Here is a 13291-nt window from a genome sequence, read left to right as displayed (position 1 = left end):
TGCTTCTAATAGTTTCATTTGCACCCCAAAATACGATACTACAAGCACCTTATATTAGAGGACGCAAATTATCTTAAGTCCAGAGGATTGGTTCGCGACCAGCTATCGCGAACCAATTTCCTTTTCCACATCCCGTGAAAAGTCAGGTGTCAATTTAAGGCGAAACCCGCTTACCGCAAGAAACTGAAGTTCTGTGCTAATAGCCAAAATCATCTCAAGATGACTAGATATCCTCAAAATCTTTAGTCTACTTTAGTAGGGGCGGGTTCAAAAATATGCTCCAATAATTCACGACTATCTCGCTTAACCCGCCCCTAATTGGGCTATTAGCCTTGAGCGTAAAACCTGCGACATAGCTTCTCTACGAGAGGCTGCGCCAACGCTTAATGCGTAGCGTCTCGTCCCTTGCGTGTCTCCCCTTGGCAGAAGAGAAGTCGAAAGGCGGGTAACAAAGCTAAAAGAGAAGCTATTTTTTAGCGCAGTCTAAACAGATAAAACGCCGCCTGTCATTGCTTCTTCTCGTTTTTGCATTCCTCCATCTCCGTTGCTATTCACTTCTAGTTCTGTGCGCGATAAACTGCCAAAAAAGTCGTAATGATCGAGTGCTTCTAAAATCCCCCAAGCATAATGCCCTTGCGCAAAGTAAACATGGGGATAGCTACGCAACTTTTCTAGTTCTGAGCTATAGTTACCCACAACCACACCTAAAGTATTACCTGCTAGCATGGTTTCATCATTACCTGATGCACCTGCAACTAAAAAGCGTTTAATTGGCAATCCCCACTTTAAAGCACAATAACGAATTGCATCTCCTTTAGAAGCGCGAATTGGTACCAGGTCAAGATACATATTATGGCTATAGATACCTTTAACATGGAGCTTATGCCGTCGCAAATGACGCATAATTTCCCGGTAACTGATGGATTTTTCTTCATCGATAAAGTAGCTAATTTTGAACTTACCTTGGCCTATTGCTGGTTGTAACATCACTCCTGGTAATTCTGCCATTGCTTGGCGGATGGCGTCTGGTTGCCAACGATAGCTAATGTGTCTTTGCCAGTTCATATCTGCAATTACCTGAGCGCCATAGTAGATTTCGCTACCTGTGGACACAATTAGCACATCGGGCATGGGAAACCGATATTCTTCTAACATTTCTAGAGAAGTTTCTAAATTGCGTCCGGTAGCAATTCCTACGCCAGTGGTTTCACCTTCGTTATTTAAGCGCTGGATTAATTGATGCAGTGCATCGGGGTCACCTAACAAGGTATTATCAATTTCGCACACCAGAAAGCGATCGGCTGTTGGTAGGCGGTTTTTTTCCGGGACGTTCCAATCGTTGAGGTTACTGGCTGGCCCTAGCCTTAACGGACTCAGCAGAGATTGGACTCGGCGTTGTGGTAGTTGACGCACATATTCTAAATAACGTTCTACGTGGGTTTCCCAAGAAAAATTTTCCCGGACTCGACTTAAACCATTACTAGACCAACCTTCCCATTTTTGATTATCGGTCAGTGCTGTGCGCAGAGCATCCTGAATTTGTTGAATATCGAGGGGATCGATTAACAAACCATTCTCGCAAGCGGCGATGATATCTCTGGGGCCGCCATCTGATGTAGCAATAATCGGCACACCACAGGCTGTAGCTTCGATTAAGGTCAAACCAAATGGTTCTGTTAAGGCGGGATTGATAAATACTCCGCGGGTTTTGGCTAGCAATCGATAAAGTTCGGGAACTTCATCAGAACCGTGATGTTTGGGATAAGCAATGTGACCGTAAAGGTCATAACGGTCAATTAATTGGAAAATTTCTGTTAGGACTTGACGCGGCCCCGATTCCATTGTTGTAATATCATCGCGGTTACCTAATATGAGAACTAGGTTTGCTAGATGACGCAACTGTGGATCTTCGCCATAAGCTTTGACTAAAGTACCGACATTTTTGCGAATCGCTGGCCGGGAAAGCGCCATAATTATGGGCTTTTGTGGGTCTTTGAGAAATCGCTGCAAGTCTTGATATATTGGTGGTTCTTGCCAATTTTGCGGTACGGGGTAGAAGCGTTCGAGTGCGACTCCTGGGGCAATTACTACCATTCGTTGTGGTTGATAATGGTCGTAAATTCCATACTGTTGCGTTACTTCTTGATTAGTACTGGCAATAATTAAGGCTGCACTAGCAAGTGTAGTTTCTTCGGCTTCAATTCTGGTATTGATATGATAATAATTTTCAATGACTTCTGGTTTAGTTCCCTGTTCTAACAATCGTTGTTGCTTGACGCGCCCTAAGGAGTGACCAGTATGCACTAGGGGAATACCTAACCAACCAGCTACGCGACAGCCCACATATCCTGCATCTGCATAATGAGTATGTATGACATGGGGTAATTTGCCCATTTGTCGCAGGTGTTTAAGTAACTCATCAGCAAAGTTATCTAAATGCGGCCAGAGAACTTCTTTGCGCAAATAGCGACGGGGGCCGCAGTTTAAGCGGATAATTCGCGCTTTATCACAAAGTACTTCTACAGGTTTGGCATAGTCAGAACTAACTTTTGGATCGTTAACTAGACGGGTAACTAAGTCTACACGTTCTACTTGCGGGTTTTCCGCTAAGGCTTGCGCAAGTTCAACGACATATTTTGTTTGTCCACCTGTGTCAGCATCTCGTCCTAATTCTAAATTATGACCTCGGATTAATCCATGAACGCTGACTAGTAGAATATACAACCCTGAGCTATTTGACATAGTGAATTCCTCAATATGATTGCATTCCAGCCTACGTAAAGTCTTGAATAGAGATGCCTGTTAACCACTACAGGTAAATTACACATTATCCCAGCATGTGCAGATTATAAAACAGATTTTCTGTCAAGAAAAATTGATATTACAACCAAGTTTTGCTATTACTGTGGTCAAAAATCCAACATTTAATATGTAAAAGATACAACGGTTTTGAATAGAGTAGATTTGGAGTATAAGTACATAATTTACTAAAATGCTGGCAAATATCCAGCATTAAGCTCAAATAATTCACAGATTGATGGCGTTATATACTGGGACTTATTTGTTGTTTAATATACTAAAAATAATTTTTAGTTAAAAGTTTCTTTTGTAATAGATTCAAGACTTAAGTATTTAAGTACAACAGAACGTATTAATCAACAATGCGATCGCTAAATTTTACTCACAGTTAAGACTCGATTCAACAACAAAAACGCGCTGCTACATTTTTAACAGCGCGTTTTTGTAGATATACATTACCCTGGAATTAACGGCGGAATCTATCGGGGTTGAGGCGAATGCTGTTATTGGGTTGACGGACTGTTTGGTTAGTGGAACGGTTACGCAAAGCGACACCATTCTTTAATCCGCTACCAGTACCACCATCTTTGCGATCGAGGAATGGTTTAAGATTGATACCACTTCTGGCATTAGACACTCGGTTACCACCTAAAGTTGTCCGAGTGAGGTCGTATATATCGCGCCAGCCGCCTTGTCCATTGCGGTAGGTGTTGACTGCGGTAGTTTGCTGGCCGCTGTCGGCTGTGGTGAGGTTTTGGAAGATGCTATTGCGGACATTATAAGGGTCTTTGTCACGGGGTACAGTCAAGACGATGCGACAGCCTGAATTCGCTTCTGTGGTGACGCAGACAACGTTCTCGTTATTTAATCTTGTTACTTGCAGTTCTTGCAAGCCATCGGGACGATAGGATTCTAAGCGGCTAGCGATTGTTGCACAGCGTTTTTGCATATCCCAACCACCACCCAAAGTTGCAGGTGCAGCCCAAGCAAAGTATTGGCCTGGCTGACTTTGGGGTTGATACATGACTGTATATTGACCGTTATAAACCTGACAGCTAAAGCGAGTGTTGCTATCAACGGGGGAAGTAGGTGTACCTGCGGCGGTATCTACTGGTACGGGTGCGCCTGTTGACGGGCCTGTAGAATCTGTGGGGACGACAACACCACCAGATGTATCAACTTGTGCTAGTGCTACGGAATTACCAAGAAAACAAGATAATCCTAAACTACCCAACAGTACAAATTTTAAAGCGTGTGATGACATAAATCATCCTCTAGGGAAATAGGTATAGATTATTGATAGCTTCAGTGACGAAAAATTTTGATTTTAGTTCATCGCGCAGGCTGCTTTTTTTCTGCTTGTTCTTTTTTCTCTTTGAGTAGCTGCTTAACCTTGGCTTGAATCTGGCTGTGTCGTTCCACGCCTTCGTAGGAGTAGCGGTTATAGTTGCTATTAATAATCATATCTTCTAGATATCTGACGCGCTCACTACCTCCGGGATGAGAAGAGAACCAACTAGGGGGAACATTTTTTTGTTGTTTTTCTAGAGTTACCATTAAGTTACGTAAGCCGTCAGCTGCATAACCTGTGGCGACAATTAAGCGAGTACCGAGGGTATCTGCTTGACGTTCCATATCGCGGCTGTAACTCAAGGCTGAGAGTTGACCGATAATCCCCCCTAAGGGAATATATTGGGTGATGTTGCCAACGAGATTACCTTGGGTAACTAGTTGAAAGCCGTGGGATAAGACTACATGGGATAATTCATGGGCGACTAATCCGGCTAGTTCGGCTTCGGAATTGGTTTTGGCGATCGCACCTGCGTTAATAAATATTTTCCCACCTGGGAGCGCAAAGGCGTTGAGTTGTTCGTCGGGAACGACAAAAAATTCATATTTAAATTCATTGCGTCCGGCGACATTGGCGAGTTTCTGGCCGATTTCATTCACATAGGCGACGACTGTGTCATCGGTAATTAGTTTGAGTTGTTCTTTAGCTTGTTTAGCTACCGATTCCCCGATGGATTGCTCACCCCGCAACAGCAAAATGGTAGAATCTAAAGCAGAAAATGGCCCGACTAAACTGCCTGTAACCGCGTAACCTAAGGCACCTGTGAGAATATTTGCGATCGCATTGCCGCGAATTTCGGCTTGAATATGGCTTTTATAACGTTTGAGATGAACTTCTGCTAAATTATTAAACTCCCCAGCTTGGGGATTTTTGGGGTTGAGAATCGCAAATTGACGGGCTGCTAAAGAAGCTTCCATCCATTTTTTCGCATCTGCAAGGGCTGTAACTCTAGCTTTGACTAATTCTGGTTGGTCTGGATAAAGAGAAGCCCCCCGTTCTAAGATATCTAAAGCTTGCTCAGGGCGATCGTATTGCTTGAGAACTTCCGCAAATCTGATATGTCCGGGAATAAACTCCGGATACTGTTCCACCAATAATTGCAGAGGTACTAAAGTTCTCGATTGTAAATTCTTGGCTATCCCCGCTTCTGATTCTCGCCAATAGACTTTTCCCCCAGGGGATAGTTGCGTTGGATCTGTGATTGCTGGTTTGCGTTCCTGAGGTTGCGTTGTTTTCGCAAAAGGTTCTTTTAGCTGACGATAAATTTTTTCTGCTTCTGCAAACTGTCCCGCCAAATACAGCTTATCTGCGGCGATAAATTGTTCCCTACGGGCGATTTCTTCCGGTGTCGGTGCTGGTTCTGTGGCTTCATCAGGCTTGGGTGTGGGTGTGGGTGATGGTGTAGCCTCAGGAGAGGGGGTAGTTTGGGGAATGACAACAGGCTTAGGTGATTGACGTTGTAAGACCTCGCGCAGTTGTTCTTCGCGACTTTGTTGTGAATTGGTTGAATTAGGCGCTTGGGCGGGAACGGGTGCTGTAGGTTGTGCGAGAATAATTAAAATAGAGGTTGTAAATGAGAGTAACACCCAGTTCAAAGCTAATAGCAGAGACTTCTTAGTTCGTTTCATGCTGGGGGTTGGGTTGTGAAAAATTTTTTTAGTCTAAATTTAGCTTCAAACCTTTGAAACTCATGTAATTATACAGTTAGCCGCGATCCACATTTGTGCGATCGCGGCTATTGATAAGTTATTTATTTAACGAAGGCGTAAGTCTGAAGTTAGTTCCTGCTACCTTCTGGCTTTTGCCTGTTTCTTGTTTACCAAGGGCCTCTAATGGCAAAGGTAATTCCTGGTGATTGCATATTTACAAACATGATTTTGCCATCTGGAGAAAAACAAACTCCCGCAAATTCACTTGAGTTTAAGGCATTGCGGGCAAATTTATACAGCGTACCACTGGGCGTAATTCCCACAATAAAGATATCACCGTCCCCATCTTCACAAAGGAACAAATCCCCATTGGGTGCAACGACAATATTATCTGGGTAATCGAGAACACCGCGATTATTTGGTTGTGCAAACAAACTCAGTGTTTCTGTTGCTGGAGTGTAGCGCCATACTTGACCGTAGCCAGCACTACCACCATTGGTACAGCAAAAATAGATATCTCCTCTACCATAAAAGATACCTTCTCCACGGCTAAATCTGGCTGCACCAAGGTTATAACCCTCAGATCTAACGGTATCGCTAGAAGGATCGGGGTTGGTAATACGAACCCAATCTACTGAGAAGTCTTGACCAACTGTAAACCCTGTTTTGGTATACGCTTTCGGTTTGATTTTAATTCTCAAAGCATACAGTGTACCGCCATCACTCAACTTACCTTTGGTTCTAGGTACGAAGCGGTACAACAAACCATCTCCCCGGTCTTCAGTCATATAGACATAGCCGGTATTTGGGTCTACAGCTGCGGCTTCGTGATTAAATCGACCCATTGCTGTTAGTGGTACAGGGGTGACGAAACTAGTTGCACTGCTAGGAACTTCAAATACATAGCCGTGCTTTTTATTCCCAGTTTCAAAACTTTCTTCGCAACTTAGCCAAGAACCCCAAGGAGTAGGGCCTCCTGCACAATTGCGATCGGTACCAGCCAAAGAACCGTGGTGTCTGAGTAATACTCTAGTGGAACTAACTTCTAAGGTAGTAGTACCACCTCTGCCTTTGCTATCATATTTTTTATTACTAGGTGCGCCCACACTGCCACCCGATGAAAAGTTAAGTTCGTGGTTACGCACTAAAATAGTACTGCCATTTGTGCCAGGAAATGCAGCCATTCCGTCATGTGCACCCGGAACTTTGTAACCATCACTCATGGTTTGCCCAGCTTCAGACATTCTCACATAAGAAAATCCACTTGGCAAATCCAAAACACGTTTCGGGTCAGATACCAAAGAACCATAGGGGCCGGCTGCAAAAGCGCGGTTAGCATAAAAAGCTTGCAATGGAGATAATATCAGAGCACCAGCAGTTCCTGTCCCTGCTAAAGTAAAAAATTTCCGCCTTGATAAGGTCACAATATGCTCCTTAGTTTTTACTCTCATGGAGACAAAATCATTTATCTTTATTAAGAGAAAACTAAGAAATCTTTATGAAACGCAAAATAAATAATATGCAAAATATGTAAAATTAAAGTTAATAAAATCCATCTTTTTCAAGATATGATAAATAATTCATACATGACGTTAATTGCAGTCTCCATAAATAGCAAATATAACCTATATTAACCAAAAGATAAAGTAGTTTAAAAATTAGTTTAGGTTAAGTAAAGTTTTTCTTTCAGATCCCCGACTTTTCCAATAAGTCGGGGATATTAGCAACTCAGCAATTACTCGCTTTAAGAAAATTTAACCCTAAGAATAGCGCCGCCACAGTCCCCGCTACCGCAATTTCTCCTTGGGCAATTTTTGTTAAAACTGCATCTACAGGAATTAATATAACCTCAATTTCTTCTGTAATATCTAACTGCTGTTCTTTAACTTTAACGACATTTTCAGCTAAAAATAAATGGATTTGATTAGTATCTTTACTCGGCTTATCATATAGCGTGGCAATTTTTCTGACTTGTTGAGTAATATAACCAGTTTCTTCTGCTAATTCTCTAACTGCTGCTACTTCTGCACTTTCTTGGTGAGGGTTGAAACCTCCCGCCGGTAATTCAATAAAAAAATCACCAACAGCGTGCCGATATTGCCGCACAAAGACAATTTCTTGATTAGTAGTTATTGGTAAAATTAAAGCTACTTCCGGTTTAATATTGACAAAATAATCATCGATAATTTTGCCATTAGGTAATTCGATTTCATCTTGCCTGACTTGACACCAAGGATGATCTAATACCATTTTGGATTTAAGGATTGTCCATTTTTTAAAATTTGTCATTGGGCATTGGGCATGGGATAAAAAAGCACTATTGCAACAGTCATCAGTTAACAGTCATCAGTCAACAAAATCTTTTTCGGTAAAAAAGTATAACAGATGTGTACAAATAACTAAACTTTAGCGCTAAAGTGTGATATTTGTGTAATTCGCCCTAGCTTGAAATCAAAATATTTATGGAAGTTCAAGTAAAAATATTTACTGTCAATAAGCGGTTTCCCTTGACGATTAGTCGGGGGACGACGGCACAGACAACAAATATCTGGGTGACTGTTTCTCAAGATGGGATTGAGGGCTGGGGGGAAGCGTCGCCTTTTGGTGTAGGTAATCATTCGCAATCCACTGATAAAATCAAAGATGCTTTGCAGCAAGTAACGCCGATTTTGCAAGCATTTAGCCCCTTACAACGGCAGGAAGTTGAGGCTGAGTTAATTAAATTGCAGGTTCCTTCGGCTGTGAGGGCGGCGCTGGATATGGCGATGCATGATTGGTTGGGTAAACTGGTGGGGTTACCATTATGGCAACTTTGGGGATTGGAACGCGATCGCATTGTCCCCACTTCAGTTACTATCGGCATTAATACCCCAGAAGGGGCGCGAACTAGGGCGCGGGACTGGTTAAAATTTACAGATATCCGTGTTTTCAAGGTGAAGCTAGGTAATCCGGATGGCATAGATGCAGACAGGAAAATGTTATTAGCAGTCCAAGAAGAAGCACCAGATTTGGAATTCTTTGTTGATGCTAATGGCGGTTGGAGTTTAAGCGATGCAGTAGAAATGTGTAATTGGCTAGCCGATTTAGGTATAAAGTATGTAGAACAGCCATTGCCCAGGGGGCAGGAAACTAGTTTAGTCGAACTTAAGCAACATACGTCCCTGCCGATTTTTGTCGATGAAAGTTGCTTTACCAGCGCTGATATTCCTCTGTTAGCTAACTATGTTGATGGTATTAATATCAAACTGATGAAATCAGGCGGCTTAACCGAAGCCATGCGCATGGTACACACAGCCAAAGCCTATGGTTTGCAAGTCATGTTTGGTTGCTATTCTGATAGTTCCCTAGCGAATACAGCCGCAGCACAACTAGCACCTCTAGCTGATTATCTCGATTTAGACAGTCATTTAAACTTAATTGATGATCCTTTTGTGGGTGCTTCAATTCACCAAGGGAAAGTTTTGCCCAACGATTTACCAGGTTTGGGGGTACAATATATTGCGTCTGCCACTTAATCAACGAATAGCTATTTTGTTACATGAGGGCACTGCTGGCCCTAAAGGCAAAACCGGGTTGTCTCTGTTACGTTACAGTGAAGCCCCAATTGTCGCTGTTATTGATCGCGAATGTGTCGGCAGATCCTTAACAGAGATTACAGGTATCAAGCGTGATGTTCCGATTGTTGAATCTGTAGCCGCATCCTTACAATATCAACCGCAAGTTTTGGTAATTGGTATTGCTCCCAAAGGCGGTACTGTACCAGATGATTATTGGCTAGAAATCAAAAATGCCTTACAAGCTGGGATGTCATTGGTAAACGGTTTACACACACCATTGGCAGCTATGCCAGAATTAAATGCACTGCTAAAACCAGGGCAATTAATTTGGGATGTCCGCAAAGAACCACCGAATTTAGACATTGCTAGCGGTTTAGCACGTACCCTTCCCTGTCGGCGGGTGTTGACTGTGGGTACTGACATGGCGATTGGGAAAATGTCAACTAGCTTAGAAATGCATTGGGCATCAAAGCTGCGGGGTTGGCGTTCTAAATTCTTAGCTACTGGTCAAACTGGTGTGATGCTAGAAGGGGATGGTGTAGCCTTAGATGCTGTGCGCGTAGACTATGCGGCTGGTGCTGTCGAACAAATGTTGATGCGATATGGTAAAAATTATGACATTGTACATATTGAGGGGCAGGGTTCTTTGTTACATCCCGGTTCAACGGCAACTTTGCCCTTAATCCGTGGTTCTCAACCCACCCAACTAGTTTTAGTTCATCGCGCCGGACAAACTCATAACCGCAATAATCCCCATGTGCCAATTCCGCCTTTACCAGAGGTGATTAAGCTGTATGAAACAGTAGCGAGTGCTGGCGGTGCCTTTGCTCCCGTGCCTGTGGTGGCTGTAGCTTTAAATACTGTTGGTCTAGATGAAAATGCGGCGAAAGATGCGATCGCTCAAACCACAAAAGAAACTGGGTTACCCTGTACCGATGCTGTCCGCTTTGGCGCTAATATCTTGTTAGATGCAGTGATGAAAAGTTAAATTTTATCTTGTTGGCAAGTATATAAATTTATAAACCCGCTGTTATCGGCGGGTTTATATTTTGCAAAATTAAAATTGTAAAATTATCTTGCCCATTGTTGCAAAATGTAATTATAAAAAGCTTCTTTATCTACCTTGTCCATTGCGTAAATTTTCCTTCCCCCATCTACAACTTTCGTGCGTCCTTGACTGGGGCCAGTAGTTATAATTTCAGTTTCCCACTCCCGCAATTGATAAAATTCTGGATGTCCTAAATAAGCCGTTGCCAAAACATCCCAACAATAATAATCTTGAGGAATTACTAAGGCATAACATTGTCCTACCAAATCAGAGATGGGATAGTGGCGTTGTCTTCCCATTTTCCGCACTAACTCTAATGTCATAGGTACATTATTAGTTAAATCTAAAGGACACATAATAATTTCAATTTGGCTTTTCCAGACTCGCGCGGCGGAAACTGCATCCCAATAAACATTCCATTCCGCAGTACCATTTTGTCCTGGTTCCCAATTCTTTTCGATATTTCCGGAAACATTTAATGCACCACCCATCCAGACAATCTTGTGAATTTTCGCTTCAATGTCTGGTGCTTTATCTAACGCCACTGCTACATTTGTTAATGGCCCCGTTACCATTAGCGTGACTGGTGCAGTTGCCTCACGCAAAACCTTAATCATGAAATCTTGGCCTGTTTCCTCTACCAATAATGTATTAATCGTGTCGCTTTGATTGAGAATTGGTAAATTGTCAACGATATAAGAATCGCGGCGATAAAGATAGGGAAAAGAATTAATACCCCTCACTGTGCTTTCTGCTACTGGGATATGCGAAAATCCCATCAAGTCTAAAATTTTACGTGTAGCACTCACAGCAGGTTGTACATAGCAATCTGCTGGAGTAACAACAATACCTAATAATTCCACATTATCCATAGTCAACAACAGCATAGTTGCTAGATAATCATCTACACCGCCATCGTGATCCATTAAGACAAGTTGTTTAGACATAGCAGAGGAGTTAATCATGGATGAATTTATGCAAGCTGCAATTCAAGAAGCAAGACAAGGTAGACAAGAAGGCGGAATTCCCATTGGTTCGGTACTTGTCAAAGATGGCAAAATTCTTGGCAGAGGACACAATAAGCGCGTACAAGATGGAGATCCTGTTACTCACGCTGAAATTGATTGTCTGCGCAACGCTGGGAGAGTAGGTAATTACAGAGGTACAACACTCTATTCAACCTTAATGCCTTGCTACTTATGCGCTGGTGCAGTTGTGCAATTTGGCATCAAAAAAGTCATCGCCGGCGAGTCGAGAACCTTTCCTGGTGCTAAAGAATTTATGATATCTCACGGCGTAGAAGTAATCGATCTCAACCTGGATGAATGCGAACAAATGATGAGTGAGTTTATCGAAACTAATCCCGAACTGTGGAATGAGGATATTGGGAAATAATTATGGGCATGGGGCATTGGGCATTGGGCAAGAGGAAGAGATAGGGAAAAAAACCCCACACTCCCCCATCTCTCTCTCTGTGTCCTCGGCGTTCTCTGCGGTTCAATCAAAACCCCTTTCCTTCAAAAACGCCTCAAACGTCAACCTATCAGGTAAAGAAGTTTGCGCGCCTGGTTTTGTTGCAGCCAAAGCACCCGCAGCCGCACCCCACATAACTGCTTGATGTAGAGAAAGTCCTTCATAAAGTGCGGCGGCTAAACCAGCATTAAAAGCATCACCCGCAGCAACCGTATCTACAACTTGAATGGGAAACACAGGTACAAAAAAACTTTCCTCAGCCGTCGCACAAAAAACACCCTTTGCACCAAGTTTGACGATCGCACATTTCACACCCCGTTGCAATAAAACCGCTGCTGCTTGTTTTGCTGACTCTGCGTTATTCACTGGAAACCCTACTAATTGCCCTGCTTCTACTTCATTGGGTGTAATGATATCTACTAATGAATATAGTTCATCAGGTACGTCAGATTGCGCAGGTGCAGGATCGAGAATTACTTTTACCCCTGCTTGATGTGCTGCTTTCGCCGCAGCCACTACAGCAGCCATCGGAATTTCAAATTGTAAAAGTAATGCAGTACTATTGGGTAATAAATCAGATAATTTCTCTACATCTTCTTGATTAACACGCCCATTGGCACCAGGAACAATAATAATTTGATTTTCACCTTTGTCATCAACAGCAATCAGCGCTACTCCTGAACTGACATTATCGTCAATAGAAACGTTGCTACTATCTACACCAGAGTTTTGTAAATTGTAGAGTAATTCTGAGGCAAAACTATCTGTACCTACTCGCCCAACCATATGAGTATGAACTTGTAACCGTGCTAGTGCTACTGCTTGATTTGCGCCTTTTCCTCCCGGAACTTGCACAAAGTTATGTCCTAATAATGTTTCTCCCGCCATTGGTAATCGGGGAACTGTGGCTACTAAATCAATATTGATGCTGCCAAAAACAATAATACTCATGATAGTCATTTAAAAAGCTATTTAGCCTCATGCTACAGGAGGTGATGTGTTTCTGTAGAAGCTCTGAGAAATTAGATTAAAAATTATGATTTTTTATCGTTCTCTTTATCTATGCCATTGGGAGGAAGATTAATTATGTCCTAAAAAAGATGTTTTATATTACAGATTTATGTAAATTCTTAGCAAGTATATTATGAATGAGTTTTGTTAATTTACTCGATAAAATTTGAGTTTTTTAATTAAAAATTATATATAAATTACCTAGAGGCACAAATCATGACTGCCAAAAGTGAATTACTGATTGGGATAAATTTACTAATATTAACTACAACGGCTTTAACTACTCCTGCCTTAGCAGTGGATAAGCTGTTGTGCATTTAAATTGTGATAACAGCGTCGCCTTTATTTTTGAGTTTTCGCCCCCATTTAATAATTAACTCTCCTTCATTTAAAAGTTGATGTA

Annotated in this window: 10 protein-coding genes; 3 read left to right on the top strand and 7 right to left on the bottom strand. The window is 42.2% G+C overall.

Features of this window, described 5'->3' with window-relative positions:
* Positions 1–483: 483 nt before the first annotated feature.
* The 5 genes from H6G41_RS33185 to H6G41_RS33165 all read right to left on the bottom strand — a co-directional run bounded on the left by H6G41_RS33185 (position 484) and on the right by H6G41_RS33165 (position 8088).
* Positions 484–2757 (bottom strand): HAD family hydrolase, encoded by a 2274-nt coding sequence (locus H6G41_RS33185; RefSeq protein WP_308796887.1) that lies wholly within the window; start codon positions 2755–2757, stop codon positions 484–486.
* Positions 2758–3265: 508 nt separating this feature from the next.
* A complete protein-coding gene (locus H6G41_RS33180; RefSeq protein ID WP_190752547.1) occupies positions 3266–4063 on the bottom strand; it encodes a COP23 domain-containing protein in 798 nt (265 codons plus the stop codon).
* Between the two features lie 68 nt (positions 4064–4131).
* Positions 4132–5778, bottom strand: coding sequence for a M48 family metalloprotease (locus H6G41_RS33175; RefSeq protein ID WP_190752545.1), 1647 nt, complete (start codon positions 5776–5778; stop codon positions 4132–4134).
* Positions 5779–5966: 188 nt separating this feature from the next.
* Positions 5967–7223, bottom strand: a complete 1257-nt coding sequence (locus H6G41_RS33170) for an alkaline phosphatase PhoX (protein ID WP_190752544.1) — start codon at positions 7221–7223, stop codon at positions 5967–5969.
* 304 nt (positions 7224–7527) lie between these two features.
* Positions 7528–8088, bottom strand: coding sequence for an NUDIX hydrolase (locus H6G41_RS33165; RefSeq protein ID WP_190752543.1), 561 nt, complete (start codon positions 8086–8088; stop codon positions 7528–7530).
* Positions 8089–8261: 173 nt separating this feature from the next.
* On the opposite strand from H6G41_RS33165, the gene H6G41_RS33160 reads away from it, so the two are divergent.
* Positions 8262–9314, top strand: a complete 1053-nt coding sequence (locus H6G41_RS33160) for a dipeptide epimerase (RefSeq protein ID WP_190752542.1) — start codon at positions 8262–8264, stop codon at positions 9312–9314.
* Positions 9298–10344, top strand: coding sequence for a DUF1611 domain-containing protein (locus H6G41_RS33155; protein WP_190752541.1), 1047 nt, complete (start codon positions 9298–9300; stop codon positions 10342–10344). The genes H6G41_RS33160 and H6G41_RS33155 overlap by 17 nt, the downstream gene beginning before the upstream one ends.
* 83 nt (positions 10345–10427) lie before the next feature.
* Here the strand turns inward: H6G41_RS33155 and H6G41_RS33150 are convergent, their stop codons facing one another.
* Positions 10428–11351 (bottom strand): nucleoside hydrolase, encoded by a 924-nt coding sequence (locus H6G41_RS33150; protein ID WP_190752540.1) that lies wholly within the window; start codon positions 11349–11351, stop codon positions 10428–10430.
* A gap of 16 nt (positions 11352–11367) precedes the next feature.
* Here H6G41_RS33150 and H6G41_RS33145 point away from each other — a divergent pair, with 16 nt between their 5' ends.
* On the top strand, positions 11368–11799 hold the full coding sequence (locus tag H6G41_RS33145) for a nucleoside deaminase (protein WP_190752539.1): 432 nt from the start codon (positions 11368–11370) through the stop codon (positions 11797–11799).
* Positions 11800–11901: 102 nt separating this feature from the next.
* On the opposite strand, the gene rbsK is transcribed toward H6G41_RS33145, so the two are convergent.
* Complete coding sequence (rbsK, locus tag H6G41_RS33140) at positions 11902–12828, bottom strand: ribokinase (protein WP_190752536.1); 927 nt, start codon at positions 12826–12828, stop codon at positions 11902–11904.
* Positions 12829–13291: the final 463 nt, after the last annotated feature.

This window comes from Tolypothrix sp. FACHB-123, from assembly GCF_014697075.1.
Classification (GTDB): domain Bacteria; phylum Cyanobacteriota; class Cyanobacteriia; order Cyanobacteriales; family Nostocaceae; genus Aulosira.
This window is presented reverse-complemented; position numbering and strand designations above follow the sequence as displayed.

Coding starts and splice junctions, on each gene's coding strand:
- rbsK (WP_190752536.1), bottom strand. CDS start 12,828: ATGAGTATTATTGTTTTTGGCAGCATCAATATTGATTTAGTAGCCACA.
- H6G41_RS33175 (WP_190752545.1), bottom strand. CDS start 5,778: ATGAAACGAACTAAGAAGTCTCTGCTATTAGCTTTGAACTGGGTGTTA.
- H6G41_RS33180 (WP_190752547.1), bottom strand. CDS start 4,063: ATGTCATCACACGCTTTAAAATTTGTACTGTTGGGTAGTTTAGGATTA.
- H6G41_RS33150 (WP_190752540.1), bottom strand. CDS start 11,351: ATGTCTAAACAACTTGTCTTAATGGATCACGATGGCGGTGTAGATGAT.
- H6G41_RS33165 (WP_190752543.1), bottom strand. CDS start 8,088: ATGACAAATTTTAAAAAATGGACAATCCTTAAATCCAAAATGGTATTA.
- H6G41_RS33160 (WP_190752542.1), top strand. CDS start 8,262: ATGGAAGTTCAAGTAAAAATATTTACTGTCAATAAGCGGTTTCCCTTG.
- H6G41_RS33145 (WP_190752539.1), top strand. CDS start 11,368: ATGGATGAATTTATGCAAGCTGCAATTCAAGAAGCAAGACAAGGTAGA.